Consider the following 16,013-nt stretch of genomic DNA (forward strand, 5'->3'; position numbering starts at 1 on the left):
CACCCACGCCCGGCTCGCCACCACCGCCAAATCCGCCCGGGGCCGGCTCGGGCAGGTAGAGGTCGAGGCGGTCCTGACTGGCACCCGGGCATGCGGAGGCGGTAGCCCAGTTCCACACTGAGCCCGGAGGCGGCCTCGACGAGCATGGCGACGTTGCATTCGAACAGGAGCAGCCGCAGCCGGTGCAGTCCGAGCATCCGCGTCCGCTGGTGCGGTTGGCGAGCGTCGCCAGCCTGAAAAAGCCCTTGAGCGCACTCCCACTCACCCAGGCCATGAGACTGCGGAACGCAGGGTGTCCGGACCACGGTCAGGACGGTCGAGGTTGCGGCGGAACTGCCAAGTCGGAGCAGGATTCAGATCAGCCGGCAATTCTCCCGGGTCGGAGCCCGGTTGCCGCGCTTCCCGCACTCAGGACACCCCGAGGGCTTGACGGTACGGGTCCGAAACTGCAACCGGGCGGGCCACTGGTGACCGTGTCCTTCCGCCGAGCAGCGCAACTCGCACCGGTCCACAGAAGGCTGCGGCATGTCCTCCAGCGCCACACCCGGGCTGGACAGGTTGAACACGATGCGGATACCGACCGACCCGGACCAGACGGTCCGGCCCGAGACGCCGGCCGCGACGGCCTCGACCTTGCCATACCTCGTCACCGCGTCCGGGCAGTGGAGGAAAAAGACCCAGGAAGAAGACACAAAAGACGAAGATGAACGAAAGGGTCATGCGCGGGCCCCAGATCGGGCCCCATCTGGCCCTCTCAGGGCCCGATTAGCAAGCGGTTTAGACCAAAATCCATCCACGGGAATGACAAAAGACCAGGTCACGGGCTACATAACCTGGTCTTCCATAGAGCCGCCTTCGGGATTCGAACCCGAGACCTACGCATTACGAGGTCTATAGCGGCTTCGCGGTGATCAGGGCGAACCCTCGACATACCATCTGACCTGCGCGTTTGCCATACCTGGCTGTCTTCAGCTTTCCCTGACTATCTCGGACTGACGTGTACGGCGTACGTACTGGACCCTCCCGGGGCCGGTCATCACTATCCCGACTCTAGTGTTCACTTTGAACACTTCATCGTGTATGGTGGACACCAAGCCGCTCGAAAAGAGCGACGGCCCCCGCCGGTGCGCTAACACCGATCGAGGGCCTGACGGAACAACCTGACTACAACAGGAGTCCGCTGTGTTGCAGCTTCTCATGTCCCCGCGGCCCGGCCGCACCGTTCGAGCCATGCTCGGCACCGTCGCCGACGCCGTCCGCTCCGTCATCACCCCCGCCGCCCTCGGCGCCGACCAGGCCGAGCCCGCGGTCGTCGAGGCCCCCGACCCGGCCGGCCTCTACGAGGTCGACGAGATCCCCGCCGTCGAGACCATCGAGGCCGCCGCCCGCGAGTACGACCGCGCCGCCGACGCCGCCCGCCGCGCCGACCGCGGCAAGCGCGCCGCGAAGAAGATCCTCGACCGCCTCCCGGCCGGCGTGTACGGCACCTGGAGGGTGTTCCGCACCCCGTCCTCCCGGCAGACGCCCGACCTCGTCGAGATCACCCGCATCTTCAAGGCCAACAACCTCGGCCCGGTCCCGATGAAGGCGTGCGCCCCGTCCCTCAAGGTCGAGCTGTTCGAGGTCGCCCCCGTCGAGGTCGAGATGCTGGCGGGGGTGGCTGCCTGATGTCCATCATCCTCGGGCTCGCCGCCCTCACCCTCGGCCACTGCCTCCCCACCCACCAGACGCCCGCGCACACCCCGCCGACCGCCAAGCCCACCGTGCGCCAGTTCATCGACCAGGCGCCCGACGAAACCCGCATCACCTACGAGGCCGTCGCCGTGTACCTCGCGGGCAAGGTCTACGACGAGGCCGTCAAGCAGGACGACCCCGCCAAGACCCTCGACGGCATCGCGGACGCGCTCCCCGACACCATGACGAACGTCTTCCAGACCATGGGCACCGACCCCGAGTTCAGGGAGGTCCTGCGGCCCGCGGTCGCCGACCAGATCTGGGCGTACACCGCTGTCGAGTACGCCCGCGTCGAGGCGGGCGACGGGTACGGCTACCTGTTCGACTTCCTCGTCGAGAAGCTGCGCGCCGGTGCCGACCCGCACACCGTGAGGGCGACCGCCCTCGACGTGCCCAAGCGGCTCCGCGAACTCGCCGAGGCCGCCGAGCAGACCGGCGGTGACCAGTGAGCCGCAAGCCCGCGGCCGTGCAGGCGCCCACCACCACCGTGGTGGGCGCCCTGCCCCCGGCCTCCTCCGCCCCGGTCCGCCGTCTGGTCGCCGCCGGGTTCATCCGCCGCTGGGCGGGCCGCACCATCACCGTGCGCGCCACCCCGGCCGGCGTCACCGGCACCATTACCCCGGCCCCCGTCCGGGTGGCCAACTACGACAATTACGGCAGCCTCTGGGGCTACGAGACGGCCGCCACCGCCGAGCAGGACATCACCGCCGCCCGCGCCAACGGGGCCACCGTCGACGAGTGGGAGACCACCGACCGCGACGGCCAGCCGCTCCGCATCGTCCGCATGGCCGACCCGACGTTCCTCGACACCATCAGCGTCTTCACCGGAGGCGCATGATGAACCAGCCCTGCGCCAGCATCACCGCGCTCGCCGCCCAGAACGCGGAGTTGGAGACCGCGATCCGCGTCGCCCAGCGCATGCTCGACGCGTACGGCGACCCCACCGGGTTCGACGTCTTCGCGTACGCGCAGGCTCATGGTGGCCTCACGGAGGCGCTCAGGATCCTGCTGCGCGCCCTCGGTGCCGAGCCGGAGTATCGAATCGATACCCCGTCGGGTGAGCGTTGCCCGGCCGCGCATGCTGAGGACCCCACCCCGTGCGGCGGTCCGGTCGTCGTCACCGTCCTCGACGCACGCAACGCGGGCGCCCAGGGCTGCGAGCATCACGGCGCCCGGCTCCTCGCCTCCCTCGACGGCGGCCGGGTCTACACCCTCGGCACCTCGCCCGAGGGCGCCGCCATCCGCGTCTTCAAGGCCGCCGCCGGCATCCGCCCCTTCCCCTGGCTGACCGACGCGCCGCGCACCTGGCCGTCCCAGCTCAGCACCGAGGAGAACCGCCTCCGGGGTGAGGGCCAGTGACCTCCTACGACCCGCTGTACGACCCGGCCACCGACGGCCCGTCCTTCGTGGGCCCCGTCGACAGCGAGCTGCGGAGCGCCCGCCGACTCCTTGACGAGACCGCCTCCGCCAACATCCACGACCACACCGCGATGGTGAAGGCCGCCGTGTCCCTCGACTACCGGCTCCGCTCGATCGTCGCCGCCCTGGACACCGAACGGGGTGAGTGCCCGTGACCAGCGAGCCCCGCACCGTCACCCTCGACACCGAGGACTTCGGCCCGGTCACCCTCCCCGAGCCGTCCTGGTGCGCCGGACATCAGAACCACCTGCCGGACTCCTACCGCATCGACCTCGACCACAAAGGCCCCGAGCACCGCCTCACCCACGACGGGGAACTCCTCTGGACCGCGTTCGTCGCCGAGGCCCCCTACGCCAGCCGCCCGGAGGCGCGCGCCCTCGGCGTGTACGTCGAGCAGGGCAGCTACGCGTACACCCTCAACGCGACCGAGCTGTACGACCTGGCTGCGTCGTTCGAGGCACACGCCGACCGCATCCGCGAACTCGCCGATCAGCTCACCGCGATCCTCGACGGCGGTGAGGACCGGTGACCGACGCCGAGCGCGACGAACTCTCCCGCAAAGTCCGTGAGGCCAACCGGCGGTCCGAGGAGCGGCCCCGGTGAACAGCACCCGCCCGATCCGCCGCCCGACCGAGGTGGCCGCCCTCCGCGCGGTCGCCCGGTCCGGCCGGCGCCTCCCGCCCGTCACCGCATTGCTCGCCGCCCTGATCGAAGCCAACGACCGCCGCGACCGCGAAGGCGTCCAGCTCGCCGCGCACCTCGTCGTGCGCGCCGCCGCCCCGGAGGTGGGCGAAGCATGAACCACATCAGAAAAGCCGCGCCCTGGGCGCTCCCCGCCACCCTCACCGCCATCGCCGTCGTCTGGGCCGTCGCCGCCATCGGCGACACCCTCACCGCCCAGGCGCAGCCCGGGTTCGCGTACTCCGTCGCCGTCCTCTACGACGCCGTCTGGCTGTACGCCCTCGCCCAGGAAACCGCCCACCGCCGACAGGGCTCCAGCGCCCGCCTGCCCAAGGTCATCGGCTGGACGTTCCTCCCCCTCACCGTCGCCGTCCTCACCGTCCACGGCCTCCTCGCCGGTGACGTCCTCGCCGCAGTCGTCGGCGCCCTGATCCCCGTCCTCGCCAAGGTGACGTTGGTGATGGCCATCGACCGCGACCGCACCCGGATCAGCGCCCGCGCCCAGGCCGCCATCGACCGGACCCGCGCCGCGACCCGTGACCGCATCGCCGTGACCCGCGCGGTAGCGGCGGCACGGGCCGACGAAACGAAGGCCGCCGCCGACATCGTCAAGGCCGCCCGAGAGGCCGAAGCCGACGCCGTCACGGTCACCCACGACGCCTACCAGGCGTACGCCGGCGTCATCGAGCAGCACCCCCTCCCGGAAGCCGTCGAAGACCTGCCCGGGCTGATCTCCGACGGCGAGTTGGAGGCCCTCCTCGCGGGGGGTGTGCCGGACGGTATTCCCGCACTTGGCACGGGGGTTTCCGACCCTTCCGGCACACCCTCCGGCACGGGTGGCGGCACGCCCTCGCTGGAGGCGTCGAAGGAGGCCAACCATCAGGCGGTCGCCCTGCTCGCCGCGCAGATCTACGCGGTCGATCCGCCGCCGTCGAAGCGCAAGTTCAGGGAGGTCATGCGGGCCGCGATGAACGCCCGCCGTCTGACGGGGTCGTGGGACACCATCGACGCCCTGTACGACCGGGAGAAGGCGCTCGCTGAGCCTGCGGCGGGTGAGGAGTCATGACCGAGCCGACCCCCCTGGACCGGGCGGAGTCCGCGGTGCGGGCCGCCGAGGTGGACACCGTCGCGGTGCAGCTCGCGCTCGCCGCGGTCGAGTTGGCCAAGGCCGCCACTGCCCAACAGCAGACCGCCCCGCCGGCCGCATGCGGACACGACCACAAGCGTGGCCGCACGGCCGGCGAGTGGCTGGCCATCGGGTGCGCGGTGTGTGTCGGCAGCCTCGGTCTGGCCTTCGCCTCGATCGCCCTGGCTATCGCCGCGTGCTGCGCCACCGGATGCTTCCTGATCCTCCACAGGCTGTGGACGGCCCTGCGCAACCCCAAGGGCTGACTGGCCCTTCCGTCCCACAGAGGTTCTTCCGGGACCTCTGTCGGGCGGTGGGGCCGGAACGGTCCGGCCCGCCAGGGAGGACACCCCCACGTGAGCTTCATCGCCGACAAGACCCGTGAACTCCGAGCCGCCCTTCAGGCCGGAGACACAGCTCGCGCCGCCCAGGTCATCAACGAAGTCGTGCTGGAAAACGACCAGCCCTTCGAAACCACCATCACCCAGCTGACGGACCTCTACCGCCAGCAGCAGCGCTGAGCCGAAAGGAGCCACCCCGTGACCAGCACCAACCAGCAGCAGATCGAGACCTACCAGCAAGGCGCCGCCGAATGCCGCGCCCTCCAACTCCAACAACAAGCCGCCGGAAACACCGACGTCGCCCGCCTGGCGGCCGAGGGTGTCGACGCCAACCTCGACCGCATCAACGAACTGAACGGCCAGCAGTGAAGCGCCGCCTGGTCTTCGGCTTCCTCAACGGGGAGATCGTCACCCCGCAGGAGCAGGGCCTGGAGCCCGACGGGACCTTCACCGTCGAGGCGGGCCAAACCGTCACCGACGCCAACGGCAACACCTACACCTCCACTGCGACGCCTGCCGACGAGACGGAGACGGAGAACCCCGATGTCTGAGCCGAAGCTCACCCTCGGCGAGAAGGCCGCGATCGTGCGCCTGGAACTCAAGGGCCTGCGCCGCGCCGCCGCCGGCATCACCGTGCAGCCCGACATCGACCGCGGCATCGAACGCATCAAGGACCGCGCCCGGCGCCGCGCGCAGCAGGAGCAGTAGCTCCACCCCGGGGACGGCCCTTTCCGCCAAGTCAGCAGCCGTCCCCGGGCCTCCCAACCCTCCGCAGAAGGAAAGGAATCACCAGGATGACCGACACCGTCCCCGAGCGGGTCAACGGGCACGCCGAACCGAAGATCTCCGTCATCAAGTTCGAGCCCGAGACGTCCACGGCCGTTACGACCGTGGTTGACCCCGCCGCCCCGCGCTCCCGCCGACGGGTACGCATCGACCACCTGCGGCGGGTCGTCGTCGAGGCCCGCGACCACAACACCTATCGCGTCCTCGTACGGCACGGCTCGTACGTCGTCGGCGGTACCCGGATCCTCACCCGCCGCGCCTGGGACTCCCGTACGACCGCACGGCACGAGCGGATGATGCGGGCCGCCGAGGCCGCGGGGAACGAGGAGTTGGTGCGCCAGTGGGAGCAGCGGGCGTACGCCTACCGGTTCGCCCGCCACAAGCGGCGCATGGACTTGCTACAGATGGCGCTCAACGCCCCGAAGGCGATCGCCTCCGCCGCAGCCAGCGCGGGCAGCGTGCTGCTGATCCTCGGCATCATGCTCGCCTGCTACAACCACGACGTCCGCGACGTCCTCACCCCGGTCAACACGGTCATCGAGCTGATCGGGTGGGTCGCGTTCATCGCCGGCGTCGTATGGGAGCCGCTGCTGTACTCGCTGCCCGTCCTCGCGGTGGCCGGCGCCTGGACCGTCGGACGCACCCGGCAGACCGCCCCCACCTGGGCGCTCCCCGCCGGTGGTGAGGACCGTGACGTCGTGCCCGACGAGAACGCCATCCTGCGCGCCCTACGCAACCTGGGCATCCCGCCGCTGAACAAGGCGTTCAAGGAGGGCTGGCAGCCTCGCTGGGTGCAGCCGTCGACTCGTTCCGGGAACGGCTGGCATGCCCAGCTGCAGCTCCCGGAGGGCGTCCCTGTCGAGATGATCGCGGACAAGAAGGAGGTGCTGGCGCACAACCTGATGCGCAAGCCGATCGAGGTGTGGCCGACCGAGCCGCGCGACCAGGCCGGCGTCCTCGACCTCTGGGTCGCCGACCCGGGCGTTCTCACCAAGCCGGTACCGCCGTGGCCGCTGCTCACCGAGGGGACCGCGGACTTCTTCCGGGGCGTCCCTGTTGCGCTCAACGCCCGCGGCGAGCAGGTCGTAGGCCGGCTGATGGCCGCGAACTACCTGGTCGCCGGGATCATGGGCTCTGGTAAGAGCAGCCTGGTGGTGTGTCTGCTCCTCGGCGCGATGCTCGACCCGCTGGTCGAGATCGACGTGCACGTCCTGGCGTACAACAGCGACTACGACCCGATGCGGCCCCGCCTGCGGAGCCTGGTGAAGGGCGACGACGACGAGCATGTCGTTGCGGCCATGGACACGCTGCGCGCCCTGGCCGGTGAGGTGTCCCGTCGCGGGCAGGAGTTGGAGCGCCTCGGCACGGACACCAAGGTCACTCGCGAGATGGCGGAACGCGACCCGTCGATGCGGCCGAGGATCGTCGTGTTCGACGAGGTCCACGAGTTGTTCGGGCACAAGGAGCACGGCAAGGAAGCCAAGGAACTGGCGCTGAAGGTCACCAAGAAGGCCAGGAAGACGGCCATCATGCTGCTGTGGGTCACCCCGGATGCGGATGCGGCGAGCCTGCCGCGCGGCATCTCGAAGACGGTCTCCCACCGGGTCGCGTTCGCGATCAACGATCACCAGGGCAACGACGCGATCTTGGGTACTGGAATGCACAAGAACGGGTACTCGGCGACAACCCTCGTCGCAGGTGAAGACGTCGGAACCGCCATGGCCGCAGGCTTCGGGAAGACTCCCGGGCTGATCCGCTCCTACTACGTGCGCAAAGAGGCCGGCGTCGACGAGGTCACCCCGGTCGTCGAGCGGGCCATGGCCCTGTACGAGGGCACGGGGCCGGAGGACGGGCCGACGTTCGAGCCGCTCGACCCGCTCGCCGACGTCGCCGCCGTCCTCGGCGACGACCTGCGGATGCTCACCCAAGAGGTGCTGCACCGTCTCGCCGAGCGCCGGCCGGACGCGTACCGGGAGTGGGGGCCGTCCGATCTGAAGCGGGCCCTGGAGCCCTACGGGGCCGAGCCGTACAAGTCCGGCGGGAAGTCCACGGTGTCCCGCGACCGGGTCCAGGACGCCATCCTGGAGCGCCTCGCGGAGGACCTCGACGACGAGGGAGGCGACGAGGACTGAGGGAGTTCTCCCCGCCAGGCTCCCCGGCCTGCCTCCCTCGACATGACCTGCGGGAATGTCCACCGAGGGAGGCAAGGGAGGCAACTTGCCGGGTCCCGCCAGGACCCCGCAAACGGCCTCTCCGGCTCCCCTTCGCCGCCTCCCTCCCTGCACGACCTGCCTCCCGCTGATACGGTGCCCTCGTACATGGCATGGACGTGGCTAGGCGAGGCATGGTCAGGCGCGGTGCGGCAGGCACGGCTTGGCGAGGACACATGAACCTCGACCAGGAAGAGAATCGCCATGTTCGACGCAGAGATCACCTTCGACGCTGGCATGCCGACTGACACCATCTACATGTCGCTCTCGGTGGACCAGACGACGGTGTACGTCACGCTGTCTCCCAAGACGAGGAACCCGCATTTCCTCGCCCTCCTGGAGCCCTCCCTCAGGGCACCGATCGTCGATGCTCACGACGGCAAGATCGCCGTGGAAGGCCTGCCGCCGGAGGGCCTGCCGAAGTAGCCGACGGCCCCCGCCTCGCACGTCGAGGACGGGGGCCTTCTGCGTTCCGGGGCGAACGCTTTACGGCCCCCGTGTGTTCACGGAGGCCGTATGTTCCCGGAGCCGACCGGGAGTAGCGTTCTGAGTGTCGAGGTCAGAACGGAGCCAGCATGCCACACCCAACTCGCGCCGGCACCGGCGGAATCGGGACCCGAATCCAAGAAGTCGCCGCCCTGCGCGGCTACTCCCTCAGAGAACTCGGGCGCCGCGCCAACGTCTCCCCGGCCATGCTCTCCCGCATCGTCAACGGCCAGCGGCAGGCCAGCCCCTCCATCGTCTCCGCCGTCGCCCGCGCCCTGTCGGTGAGCATCTCAGTCCTACACGGACAGCCCTACATCCACCAGCTCCAAGCCGACCAGCTCGACCGGCTGATAACGCCCATCAGCATGGCCCTGGACGACTGGGACATCCCCCTCGGGGAAGGCGACCCCCCGCCCCGCACCCTCGGCGACCTCCAGGCCGCTGTGACCGAGCTGGAACGCAAGCGCGCCCGCGCCGAGTACATCGAGATCGCCCACGAACTCCCCTCCCTCCTCGCCGAGGTCAACGCCCACGTCCTCACACAGCGGCCCGGCCACACGCTCGAACAGGCGGCATGGCTGCAAGCCGAGCTCTGCCGCACCGTGTACGTGGTCGGCCGCCAGATCGGGTTCATGGACCTGGCGCGCCTCGCGCTCTCCCGTATGGGGGTCGCCGCCCCGCAGTCCGGCGACCCGCGGCAGGTGGCGATCGAACGGTGGGACCGGGCGCAGCTGATGGCCGACGCCGCACGCCACGACCGGGGCATCCTCCTCGTACGGCAGGCGCTGAAGGATCTCGACGACGACGGGCAGCAGGCCACGAAGGCGGTCCGCGGCGCGCTGCACCTGAAAGCGGCGATCCTCTCCAGCCGCCGCGGGGACACCGCTGGCGCCGACGAGTGGCTGACGGCGGCCGGGGAGATCGCCGAGGAGACCGGGGAGACCCGCGACTACGGGCTCGTGTTCGGCCCCGTCAACGTGGTGATCCACGCCATGTCCGCGTCCAGCGACCGGGACAAGCATGCGCGGGCCTTGGAGAAGGCCCGCAAGGTGCGCCTGCCGGACGACTACCCGGAGGCGAGGGCCGGCCACTACTGGGTGGACCGGGCGCGGGCGGAGACGTGGACGGCGAAGCACGAGGACGCGTTCAAGTCGCTGGGCCACGCGCGGAAGGCGGCACCGCAGCAGACTCGGTATCACCCGGGCGTGCACGAGACGGTGGCGACGCTGCTGCGGGCGCGGACGCGGGCTTCGGGGGATCTGCTGGAGTTCGCGAACTGGTGCGGCGTGTAGCGCCCGGACCAATGCGGGTCAAGGGGTCGGGTGTTGCCAACCTGTCAACGCCAGGCCCTTGCTCGGTCGGCACGATGTGACGGTACCCACATTGTCTGTACATGGAGCCGACCATGCCCAGCCGCAAGCCGACGACGGATCCGCCCGCCCCCACAGCCCAGCCGGCCGAGGAGTCCCCAGCTATCCCGCGCGCCGGTATCGCGTTCTGCGCCTGGCACGAGTCGTACAGCAACACCGCCCGCCCCGTCCGGGACACGTCCGGCGCCCGGCTCTTCGCGTGCCAGTCGTGCCGCGACATCTACGACCTCGTCCCCATCGCGGACCAGCCGTGAACACCGGCTTCGTCTCCGCCGTCGAGATGCTCCCCGTCCCCAGGGGAGCCGCGCTGACCCGCGACCAGGTCGACGGGAAGGTGTGCGTGTGGTGCTGCGTGCAGACGGATGACCACATCGACATCGGTCTGCGGCTCTCCGTTATCGGTGGGGAGCTGAAGCGCTGGCAGCCGCGCGCCTGCCGCGCCTGCACCGGGCGTAAGGCGGTCCGCGTCTACCAGCTGCACGTCCGCACCTGCGCCCGCTGCACCCACCGCGACTACTGCCCAGACAGCCGGGCCCTGCACGTCCTCGCCATGGAGTGCCGGTAACCCTGAGATCTCCCGCCCGCCCAGTACCCCATGCCAGTTGGGGCGGGCGGGAACCGCGGCCCCGGCCGGTGACCCCCGTCGCCGACCGGGGCCGCACCCATGCCTGGCGGGCCGCCGGTTTGTGAAGGACGGGCCGCCCGTCTCAACCTGGTGCAGGGAAAACCATGCCGGTCACCAGAGGGGTACTCACTGACGGGTATCTCTACCCCAGGGGTACCCGTTGCGCAGGCGGACATGGGGTGCCGGTCTACAAGAGCAGCGAGGATCCGGATGAGACGCAATGCGTTCACAGAGTCTTGGCTCTGCGTCCACTGGCCACGGAAAGCATTGATCGGCCTCTCGGTTCGAGCGACGATCGCCGTCAGTTGGATCTGCGCATTCACCACCCTGGAGGGGACTTTCAATGCGGACGAAGAACCGAGTGTTCACGCTATTGGCAGCCAGTGCACTCTTTGCCGGCACTTGTCTCACTCTCGGGGCGACCAATGCGGCGGCTGCCGACTGGACCTTCTCGAAGAGCGAGGTGTCCGAGGACGGGAGCTTCTCCATCACGGCCCGCAACCCCAGCGGCACTTACGCGGGCGCCATGGTGTGGAACGCCGATCCGGGGTGCTGTGGAATCCCCGGCGACGCGTTTCAGGTGGTAGACCGGCTTGCGGATGGATGGGGCATGGAAGCCAAGATGATCTCTCCAGTGACGGGGCGCAAGGCCACCACGCGCGGGCACGAGGCCGTTTACTCCAGCCCCTGGAACACCGGCGATCTGACAGAGGGCACCCAGGTCGCCATCCAGCTCTGCGCGGTCGCGGGCACATCCTCACACTGCAGCATCGCGTACACCGGCCGCGCGTAACCACACACCGGCCATCCACCTCAACACCCATCTGCCCGAACCGCGCGGCCGGCCCGCGCGCGGGCGGACGGGAAGACGTGCGTCTCACACGTCATGGGGGCGGGCGGGCTCGTCGCGTGCGTCAAGGTGTAACCGAGTCGAGCCCGGTGGCGGGTCGGGAAACCCACCCCGGGCACCGGTTGCGAATCGCAGGCCAGGATAGATATCCACCTTCGATTCAAAGGCGACGTCGATGAGTGTCTCCGTCACCCCGCGCACCGAGAGGCGTGCCAAAGACGTGCCAACAAGACCCATCACTGCACGTCAAAAGCCAGCACACCGCATCCCTTATGCGGTTAGGGGGTGGTCGGGATCTCCTCCAGCTTGCCGTGCTCGTCAAGCCGCCACTGCACCCCGGCATCGTCCGTGAAAGTCGCGCTGACAGGTTCACTTCTGTCCTCAGGGCGGTGACAGCCAAGCTGTCGTCCGCTACCGAGGACGGGATAGGGCATCTCGACTGGGTTGAGGCCAATGCCGGCCAGATTGGCGGCGGACTCAACGACCATGCCCATCTCCAGCAGCCCGGACGGGTGATCCATGCACACGTCAGTGATCGGCGCACCGCTGTGGTTAGTCAGGACCAGGGTCCACCCGCGGATGTCCCACACGATGGTCATGGCCTGCTCGCGCTTACGGTCCTCGGCGGCGTCGATCAACGCGGCGCGTTCGAGGGCGAGCGTCGCCGACTGGTCAGCGATCAGGGTGCGCTGCTCGGCGATGAAGTCCCGCTGTTCATCGATCTGGTCGCGCTGGCTCTTCAACGTCCAAATCGCTGCTGCTGCTGCCGCCGCAGCGAACACGGTCCCGGCCCACGTGGGGGCGTCACCCCAGTTGATCGCGCTCATGAGGCGCAGCCTAGACCGCCGTCTGAGTGACAGCCCCAGCCGCACAGACGAGCGCCCGGCCACCGTGGAGGCAGCCGGGCGCAAATCATCGAACGATGAATTCAGACGATGGTGCCGCCTTCGGTCCGGACGGACCGGGTCCCGGCCCCCCAGCTCCCGCCACGGCCCGCAGCCGGCTCCTCCTCGGTCTCCTCGACCTCGTCCGGGTCCTCGCCGTCCACCGCACTCGCCCGCCGCGCATACCATTCCGCGGTCTGCATCCCGGCCGGCTTCGCTGACTTCCTGGGGGCGACCATTCGGGCAGCGTGCAGCGCCGCCGACGGTGTGAGGTCCACCTCGATCGCCTCCGGGTCCGGCTGGCCCAAGAAGCGGGCGGCGTGGATCTCCGCCGACGTCGGCCGGCGCGTCCTCGTACTCGGTTCCATCGGTCCGCTCCTCTCAGTCCAGGTCGGCCACGGCCGGCAGGTTGGCGAGCGTGTCCGCGATCAGCTGCAGCTGCATCACAGCCTTCGACCGGTCGCGGCGGTCCGCCCGGAACCCGATCCCCACCGGGTTGTCGTACTGCTGCGCGTGGTCGGCCATGAGCTGTACCGCAGTCTGGACCTCGTCCAGCGCGCGGGCGAGTTTCGCGGCACCGTACCCGTAGCCCTCGTGGCGGTGTTCGCGGTCCGCCCGGCTGGTCGAGGCGGCCCGGTCGTACAGGTCGCCGACGGCTGTGCGGATGTTGTCGGCGGCATCCTGCCTGGCCTTGGGGGTGGTGGCCTTGGCGGCGGCGTCCACCGCGTCCTGCATGGCGGTGAGGGCGGCCAGGGTCTTCGGCGGGATCGTGGACTGGTCGCGCGGCAGGAGGAAATGGTGCTCGCGGTCGCCCGCGACGTTGGCCGATACCGGCGTGCCGTTGAAGTCGACGTGCATGTGGTTCTCCTCGGGGTTGGAGGGGTCCGCGCCAGTGCGGACCCCTCGGGGTTATGCGGCGTCGGGTCCGTCGCCGCTGTCGCGGTTGAGGCGGGCGAGGATCGCGTCACGGAACCGGGCCCGGCCCTCGGGCGCTGGCCGCTTCTGCGGGGCCGCCTGCGCCGCCACCTTGGCCGCCCAGCCCACCGTTCCCGGCCGGGAGGCCGCCCGCGCCTCCTCCACGTCCGCCGGGTCGGGGTCCTGCCCCATCGCCCGCGCTGCGAGTACGCGCTCCCATGCCTTCATCTGCCGCTCCGCCATGACGTTCTCCTTGGTGTCAGCTGTCGATTGCGTCGGGGAGATGACCCGCCGCTTCCTGGACCAGGCCGACGGCGAACAACGCCGCCTTCCTGCCCTGCGACTCCATGCCGCGCTCGGAGTTCACGCACGGCTTGCCGTCCCGCACGCTGCCGTGAACTGCGGCGTGCCCGGCCGCCGCCCGCAGCTCTGCCTCGGCGGCCTGGAGGTGTTCGCGGGCCCGCTCCACCGCCGCGGCGAACTTCGCGTGGGAGTACTCCCGCATCACCCCCGGCTGCTCCCTGGTCCCTTCGAGCAGCGCCACGTGTGCGGCGGCGGCCGTCCGGTTGGCGTCGTCGAGCGGGGCCTGAAGCATGTGCTTGTCGCGGATGCCCGCGATCCGGAAGTCGTTGGCTGCGGTCCGTGCTGCGCCCTGGGCTTCGACGAACGCAGCGAGCAGGGGACGCAGCTGCTCCGGCAACTGTTCGGCGGTGATGTGTACGTGGGTGGTCATGGTGCTCTCCTTCGATCAGGCGCCGGAGGCGCTGAGGGTGGTGTTGTCGAGGGCGGTCGCGGCGCTGCGGCGGAGCTTGGCCGCGTGCCGTCGGGCGAGCCCGGCCTGACGTGCGGCGGCGAGTTCGGCGCGGCGCTGCTGCTGCTCCTCGGCCTTGCGACGGGCCGCAGCGATCCGGGCGGCTATCTGCTGCTCGACATGACTGGTCACGGCCGCTCACCCCGGATCTCCGCCTCCATGACCGCGTTCTTCGCCTTCGCCTCGGCGATCAGCGCGGCCGTCTCGCGGTTCCGTTGGGCGATCTCCGCCTCCGGGACCCGCTCATGCGCGTTGACCGCCCACAGCTCGCGCGGGTGCGGGGCGACGGGGAGCCCGGCCTTACGGCGCCCCTGGGCGATCAGGTCGAGGAGTTCGTCCATCTGCACCCCGGTGGAGTCGACGACCGCCCGGTCCAGCGGCCAGTACGCACCCAACTGGCAGTGCACGCCGTGATACCGGCACTCGGGTACACCGGTGGTGACGGCCGTGATCCCGAGCCGGTCGAGGCGGGCGCGCAGGCTTCGAGAGCTCATGCCGGCTTCACCTCCTCGGCGTTCTCCGCCAGGCCGAACATCTCCAGCAGCTCGGCCGGGTCGCCGCCATCGGCGAGGTACTCGTCGACCAGCGCGAGGACCTCGGCGCCGAGCCGACGGGCCTCGGGGGTGCCCTGCTCCAGCCGTGTGAGCCGCGCCTGCAGCCGACCCCGGCTCACGAGAGGCTCCCGAGGCTGACGCCGACCACCTCGTACACGACCGATCCGGCCGCCCCGACGACCGCCAGCCGGGCCCCGTTCGGGGCGTCCTGGGCGTAGCAGCGATAGCCGGGAACGGACCACCGTCGCGGCCCGTACAGGGCGGTCTCGGCGTCCAAGTCGGGGGTGGTGCCGAGGTGTCGTTCGAGGCGTTCCAAGCGCCCGTTGAGGCGACGGTTCATGCTGCGTTCCCTCCTGTGATGGACACTTCCAGCGCGGCGAGGCGCTGCTCCAGCTCGATGTGTTCCGACACCGCAGGCAGCGCGCCGAGGATGCCCAGGGCGGCCCGTACGCGGATGGCCGCAGAGTCGTCGGTGAGGGCGGCGCCGAGGACGTGTACGGCGTCTCGGGCTGCGGCTCCGAGGGCGGTTGCGGTTTCGGCGAGGATTGCGCGCCGCGCGCTCTGTACGCCGGCCTCGAAGGTGGGGTCTTCGCGCCAGCGGCGGATGGTGCGCCCGGATACGCCGACCTGTTCGCCGGTTTTGTCGGTGCTGGTTCCTCGGGCGAGGAGTGCGGCGGCCTGTGCTTTTCGGTCCAGGTCAGTTACGGACATTTTTGGTCACCTCCGAGGGGTGTCGATCGGTGCCCGGCCGCCGCGTGGACGACCGGGCGAGGACGGCTCAGTGCCAGTTCAGGTGCTGGCCGAGCACGTCGTGGGCGTTGATGCCGTCCGGCCGGAGCCGTTCCGTGAGCGCGTAGTACAACTCGTGGGTTGCCGCGCAGCGGTGTGCGTCGCAGGAAACGACGCCCTTCGGGATCCCGTCCTCGGTCTTGGCCAGGACGAAGCCGGTGTCGTCGCCGTCGATGACGACTTCTTCCACCGCGAAGGTCGCGAGTGTCGCGGGCTTGGTGCAGCCGTCCGGGTCCTGGCAGAGGATGCCCCTGCGCAGGCGTCGGACGCGTTCCACGCGGGTCTGGAGGATGGCGTATTGGTGGTCGCGGATGTCGTCGGCCATTGCGTCGGGCTGGCCGTGGGTGAGGGTGCGCTTGGTCACCGGAGTCTCCTCGTGGTCTGCTTTGGGTAGCCGGCCCCGATAGCTGCGGGGCCGGCCGTCGTCGTCTC

Annotated in this window: 31 protein-coding genes; 19 read left to right on the forward strand and 12 right to left on the reverse strand. The window is 70.0% G+C overall.

Features of this window, described 5'->3' with window-relative positions; all coding sequences use genetic code 11:
• Positions 1 to 353: 353 nt before the first annotated feature.
• Positions 354 to 527 (reverse strand): zinc-ribbon domain-containing protein, encoded by a 174-nt coding sequence (locus ACFPIH_RS56505; protein WP_465270372.1) that lies wholly within the window; start codon positions 525 to 527, stop codon positions 354 to 356.
• A 703-nt stretch (positions 528 to 1,230) separates the two neighbouring features.
• On the opposite strand from ACFPIH_RS56505, the gene ACFPIH_RS14105 reads away from it, so the two are divergent.
• From ACFPIH_RS14105 to ACFPIH_RS14195, 19 genes are all read left to right on the forward strand, one after another.
• On the forward strand, positions 1,231 to 1,668 hold the full coding sequence (locus ACFPIH_RS14105) for a hypothetical protein (protein WP_381171597.1): 438 nt from the start codon (positions 1,231 to 1,233) through the stop codon (positions 1,666 to 1,668).
• Entirely contained in the window at positions 1,668 to 2,183 is a 516-nt protein-coding gene (locus ACFPIH_RS14110) for a hypothetical protein (protein ID WP_381171599.1), read from the forward strand. Before ACFPIH_RS14105 ends, ACFPIH_RS14110 begins: the two co-directional genes overlap by 1 nt.
• A complete protein-coding gene (locus tag ACFPIH_RS14115; protein WP_381171601.1) occupies positions 2,180 to 2,572 on the forward strand; it encodes a hypothetical protein in 393 nt (130 codons plus the stop codon). Before ACFPIH_RS14110 ends, ACFPIH_RS14115 begins: the two co-directional genes overlap by 4 nt.
• Positions 2,569 to 3,093, forward strand: a complete 525-nt coding sequence (locus ACFPIH_RS14120; protein WP_381171603.1) for a hypothetical protein — start codon at positions 2,569 to 2,571, stop codon at positions 3,091 to 3,093. Before ACFPIH_RS14115 ends, ACFPIH_RS14120 begins: the two co-directional genes overlap by 4 nt.
• Complete coding sequence (locus tag ACFPIH_RS14125) at positions 3,090 to 3,308, forward strand: hypothetical protein (RefSeq protein WP_381171605.1); 219 nt, start codon at positions 3,090 to 3,092, stop codon at positions 3,306 to 3,308. Before ACFPIH_RS14120 ends, ACFPIH_RS14125 begins: the two co-directional genes overlap by 4 nt.
• Positions 3,305 to 3,682 (forward strand): DUF6907 domain-containing protein, encoded by a 378-nt coding sequence (locus ACFPIH_RS14130; protein ID WP_381171607.1) that lies wholly within the window; start codon positions 3,305 to 3,307, stop codon positions 3,680 to 3,682. Before ACFPIH_RS14125 ends, ACFPIH_RS14130 begins: the two co-directional genes overlap by 4 nt.
• A 70-nt stretch (positions 3,683 to 3,752) precedes the next feature.
• Positions 3,753 to 3,953, forward strand: coding sequence for a hypothetical protein (locus ACFPIH_RS14135; RefSeq protein WP_381171608.1), 201 nt, complete (start codon positions 3,753 to 3,755; stop codon positions 3,951 to 3,953).
• Positions 3,950 to 4,900, forward strand: coding sequence for a hypothetical protein (locus ACFPIH_RS14140; protein WP_381171611.1), 951 nt, complete (start codon positions 3,950 to 3,952; stop codon positions 4,898 to 4,900). Before ACFPIH_RS14135 ends, ACFPIH_RS14140 begins: the two co-directional genes overlap by 4 nt.
• The gene (locus ACFPIH_RS14145; protein ID WP_381171613.1) at positions 4,897 to 5,226 is read left to right on the forward strand and encodes a hypothetical protein; all 330 of its coding nucleotides are present in this window, start codon (positions 4,897 to 4,899) and stop codon (positions 5,224 to 5,226) included. The genes ACFPIH_RS14140 and ACFPIH_RS14145 overlap by 4 nt, the downstream gene beginning before the upstream one ends.
• 90 nt (positions 5,227 to 5,316) lie before the next feature.
• Positions 5,317 to 5,481 (forward strand): hypothetical protein, encoded by a 165-nt coding sequence (locus ACFPIH_RS14150; RefSeq protein WP_381171616.1) that lies wholly within the window; start codon positions 5,317 to 5,319, stop codon positions 5,479 to 5,481.
• Between the two features lie 18 nt (positions 5,482 to 5,499).
• On the forward strand, positions 5,500 to 5,670 hold the full coding sequence (locus tag ACFPIH_RS14155; RefSeq protein WP_381171618.1) for a hypothetical protein: 171 nt from the start codon (positions 5,500 to 5,502) through the stop codon (positions 5,668 to 5,670).
• On the forward strand, positions 5,667 to 5,852 hold the full coding sequence (locus ACFPIH_RS14160) for a hypothetical protein (RefSeq protein ID WP_381171620.1): 186 nt from the start codon (positions 5,667 to 5,669) through the stop codon (positions 5,850 to 5,852). Before ACFPIH_RS14155 ends, ACFPIH_RS14160 begins: the two co-directional genes overlap by 4 nt.
• On the forward strand, positions 5,845 to 6,009 hold the full coding sequence (locus ACFPIH_RS14165) for a DUF6257 family protein (RefSeq protein ID WP_381171622.1): 165 nt from the start codon (positions 5,845 to 5,847) through the stop codon (positions 6,007 to 6,009). Before ACFPIH_RS14160 ends, ACFPIH_RS14165 begins: the two co-directional genes overlap by 8 nt.
• Before the next feature lie 86 nt (positions 6,010 to 6,095).
• Entirely contained in the window at positions 6,096 to 8,219 is a 2,124-nt protein-coding gene (locus tag ACFPIH_RS14170) for a cell division protein FtsK (protein ID WP_381171624.1), read from the forward strand.
• A 282-nt stretch (positions 8,220 to 8,501) separates the two neighbouring features.
• Positions 8,502 to 8,723, forward strand: a complete 222-nt coding sequence (locus ACFPIH_RS14175) for a hypothetical protein (protein WP_381171626.1) — start codon at positions 8,502 to 8,504, stop codon at positions 8,721 to 8,723.
• Positions 8,724 to 8,872: 149 nt separating this feature from the next.
• Complete coding sequence (locus tag ACFPIH_RS14180) at positions 8,873 to 10,075, forward strand: helix-turn-helix domain-containing protein (protein ID WP_381171628.1); 1,203 nt, start codon at positions 8,873 to 8,875, stop codon at positions 10,073 to 10,075.
• 113 nt (positions 10,076 to 10,188) lie between these two features.
• A complete protein-coding gene (locus ACFPIH_RS14185) occupies positions 10,189 to 10,407 on the forward strand; it encodes a hypothetical protein (protein WP_381171630.1) in 219 nt (72 codons plus the stop codon).
• Positions 10,404 to 10,718 carry a hypothetical protein gene (locus ACFPIH_RS14190; RefSeq protein ID WP_381171632.1) on the forward strand — a complete coding sequence of 105 codons (315 nt, stop codon included), beginning with the start codon at positions 10,404 to 10,406 and terminating at the stop codon, positions 10,716 to 10,718. Before ACFPIH_RS14185 ends, ACFPIH_RS14190 begins: the two co-directional genes overlap by 4 nt.
• A 403-nt stretch (positions 10,719 to 11,121) precedes the next feature.
• Positions 11,122 to 11,571: a hypothetical protein gene (locus tag ACFPIH_RS14195; protein WP_381171634.1), complete on the forward strand. Its 450-nt coding sequence runs from the start codon at positions 11,122 to 11,124 to the stop codon at positions 11,569 to 11,571.
• A gap of 335 nt (positions 11,572 to 11,906) precedes the next feature.
• Here the strand turns inward: ACFPIH_RS14195 and ACFPIH_RS14200 are convergent, their stop codons facing one another.
• The 11 genes from ACFPIH_RS14200 to ACFPIH_RS14250 form a co-directional block, all read right to left on the reverse strand.
• Positions 11,907 to 12,455, reverse strand: coding sequence for a hypothetical protein (locus ACFPIH_RS14200; protein WP_381171636.1), 549 nt, complete (start codon positions 12,453 to 12,455; stop codon positions 11,907 to 11,909).
• A gap of 101 nt (positions 12,456 to 12,556) precedes the next feature.
• The gene (locus ACFPIH_RS14205) at positions 12,557 to 12,880 is read right to left on the reverse strand and encodes a hypothetical protein (protein WP_381171638.1); all 324 of its coding nucleotides are present in this window, start codon (positions 12,878 to 12,880) and stop codon (positions 12,557 to 12,559) included.
• 13 nt (positions 12,881 to 12,893) lie between these two features.
• A complete protein-coding gene (locus ACFPIH_RS14210; RefSeq protein WP_381171640.1) occupies positions 12,894 to 13,370 on the reverse strand; it encodes a hypothetical protein in 477 nt (158 codons plus the stop codon).
• Between the two features lie 51 nt (positions 13,371 to 13,421).
• Complete coding sequence (locus ACFPIH_RS14215; RefSeq protein WP_381171642.1) at positions 13,422 to 13,670, reverse strand: hypothetical protein; 249 nt, start codon at positions 13,668 to 13,670, stop codon at positions 13,422 to 13,424.
• A 16-nt stretch (positions 13,671 to 13,686) separates the two neighbouring features.
• Positions 13,687 to 14,160 (reverse strand): hypothetical protein, encoded by a 474-nt coding sequence (locus tag ACFPIH_RS14220; protein ID WP_381171644.1) that lies wholly within the window; start codon positions 14,158 to 14,160, stop codon positions 13,687 to 13,689.
• Between the two features lie 15 nt (positions 14,161 to 14,175).
• Complete coding sequence (locus ACFPIH_RS14225) at positions 14,176 to 14,370, reverse strand: hypothetical protein (RefSeq protein WP_381171646.1); 195 nt, start codon at positions 14,368 to 14,370, stop codon at positions 14,176 to 14,178.
• Positions 14,367 to 14,732, reverse strand: a complete 366-nt coding sequence (locus ACFPIH_RS14230; protein WP_381171648.1) for a hypothetical protein — start codon at positions 14,730 to 14,732, stop codon at positions 14,367 to 14,369. The genes ACFPIH_RS14225 and ACFPIH_RS14230 overlap by 4 nt, the downstream gene beginning before the upstream one ends.
• Positions 14,729 to 14,911: a hypothetical protein gene (locus tag ACFPIH_RS14235; protein WP_381171651.1), complete on the reverse strand. Its 183-nt coding sequence runs from the start codon at positions 14,909 to 14,911 to the stop codon at positions 14,729 to 14,731. The genes ACFPIH_RS14230 and ACFPIH_RS14235 overlap by 4 nt, the downstream gene beginning before the upstream one ends.
• Positions 14,908 to 15,132 carry a hypothetical protein gene (locus ACFPIH_RS14240; RefSeq protein WP_381171652.1) on the reverse strand — a complete coding sequence of 75 codons (225 nt, stop codon included), beginning with the start codon at positions 15,130 to 15,132 and terminating at the stop codon, positions 14,908 to 14,910. The genes ACFPIH_RS14235 and ACFPIH_RS14240 overlap by 4 nt, the downstream gene beginning before the upstream one ends.
• Entirely contained in the window at positions 15,129 to 15,503 is a 375-nt protein-coding gene (locus tag ACFPIH_RS14245; protein WP_381171654.1) for a helix-turn-helix domain-containing protein, read from the reverse strand. Before ACFPIH_RS14245 ends, ACFPIH_RS14240 begins: the two co-directional genes overlap by 4 nt.
• Before the next feature lie 67 nt (positions 15,504 to 15,570).
• The gene (locus ACFPIH_RS14250; protein WP_381171656.1) at positions 15,571 to 15,945 is read right to left on the reverse strand and encodes a hypothetical protein; all 375 of its coding nucleotides are present in this window, start codon (positions 15,943 to 15,945) and stop codon (positions 15,571 to 15,573) included.
• Positions 15,946 to 16,013: the final 68 nt, after the last annotated feature.

It is taken from the genome of Streptomyces vulcanius (genome assembly GCF_042653945.1).
GTDB lineage: Bacteria > Actinomycetota > Actinomycetes > Streptomycetales > Streptomycetaceae > Streptomyces > Streptomyces mangrovi.

Bases quoted from the DNA above. Each gene is read 5' to 3' on its own strand.
- ACFPIH_RS56505 (WP_465270372.1), bottom strand. From the start codon at position 527: ATGCCGCAGCCTTCTGTGGACCGGTGCGAGTTGCGCTGCTCGGCGGAA.
- ACFPIH_RS14105 (WP_381171597.1), top strand. From the start codon at position 1,231: ATGCTCGGCACCGTCGCCGACGCCGTCCGCTCCGTCATCACCCCCGCC.
- ACFPIH_RS14110 (WP_381171599.1), top strand. From the start codon at position 1,668: ATGTCCATCATCCTCGGGCTCGCCGCCCTCACCCTCGGCCACTGCCTC.
- ACFPIH_RS14120 (WP_381171603.1), top strand. From the start codon at position 2,569: ATGATGAACCAGCCCTGCGCCAGCATCACCGCGCTCGCCGCCCAGAAC.
- ACFPIH_RS14140 (WP_381171611.1), top strand. From the start codon at position 3,950: ATGAACCACATCAGAAAAGCCGCGCCCTGGGCGCTCCCCGCCACCCTC.
- ACFPIH_RS14145 (WP_381171613.1), top strand. From the start codon at position 4,897: ATGACCGAGCCGACCCCCCTGGACCGGGCGGAGTCCGCGGTGCGGGCC.
- ACFPIH_RS14165 (WP_381171622.1), top strand. From the start codon at position 5,845: ATGTCTGAGCCGAAGCTCACCCTCGGCGAGAAGGCCGCGATCGTGCGC.
- ACFPIH_RS14170 (WP_381171624.1), top strand. From the start codon at position 6,096: ATGACCGACACCGTCCCCGAGCGGGTCAACGGGCACGCCGAACCGAAG.
- ACFPIH_RS14175 (WP_381171626.1), top strand. From the start codon at position 8,502: ATGTTCGACGCAGAGATCACCTTCGACGCTGGCATGCCGACTGACACC.
- ACFPIH_RS14180 (WP_381171628.1), top strand. From the start codon at position 8,873: ATGCCACACCCAACTCGCGCCGGCACCGGCGGAATCGGGACCCGAATC.
- ACFPIH_RS14185 (WP_381171630.1), top strand. From the start codon at position 10,189: ATGCCCAGCCGCAAGCCGACGACGGATCCGCCCGCCCCCACAGCCCAG.
- ACFPIH_RS14195 (WP_381171634.1), top strand. From the start codon at position 11,122: ATGCGGACGAAGAACCGAGTGTTCACGCTATTGGCAGCCAGTGCACTC.
- ACFPIH_RS14200 (WP_381171636.1), bottom strand. From the start codon at position 12,455: ATGAGCGCGATCAACTGGGGTGACGCCCCCACGTGGGCCGGGACCGTG.
- ACFPIH_RS14205 (WP_381171638.1), bottom strand. From the start codon at position 12,880: ATGGAACCGAGTACGAGGACGCGCCGGCCGACGTCGGCGGAGATCCAC.
- ACFPIH_RS14210 (WP_381171640.1), bottom strand. From the start codon at position 13,370: ATGCACGTCGACTTCAACGGCACGCCGGTATCGGCCAACGTCGCGGGC.
- ACFPIH_RS14215 (WP_381171642.1), bottom strand. From the start codon at position 13,670: ATGGCGGAGCGGCAGATGAAGGCATGGGAGCGCGTACTCGCAGCGCGG.
- ACFPIH_RS14220 (WP_381171644.1), bottom strand. From the start codon at position 14,160: ATGACCACCCACGTACACATCACCGCCGAACAGTTGCCGGAGCAGCTG.
- ACFPIH_RS14230 (WP_381171648.1), bottom strand. From the start codon at position 14,732: ATGAGCTCTCGAAGCCTGCGCGCCCGCCTCGACCGGCTCGGGATCACG.
- ACFPIH_RS14240 (WP_381171652.1), bottom strand. From the start codon at position 15,132: ATGAACCGTCGCCTCAACGGGCGCTTGGAACGCCTCGAACGACACCTC.
- ACFPIH_RS14245 (WP_381171654.1), bottom strand. From the start codon at position 15,503: ATGTCCGTAACTGACCTGGACCGAAAAGCACAGGCCGCCGCACTCCTC.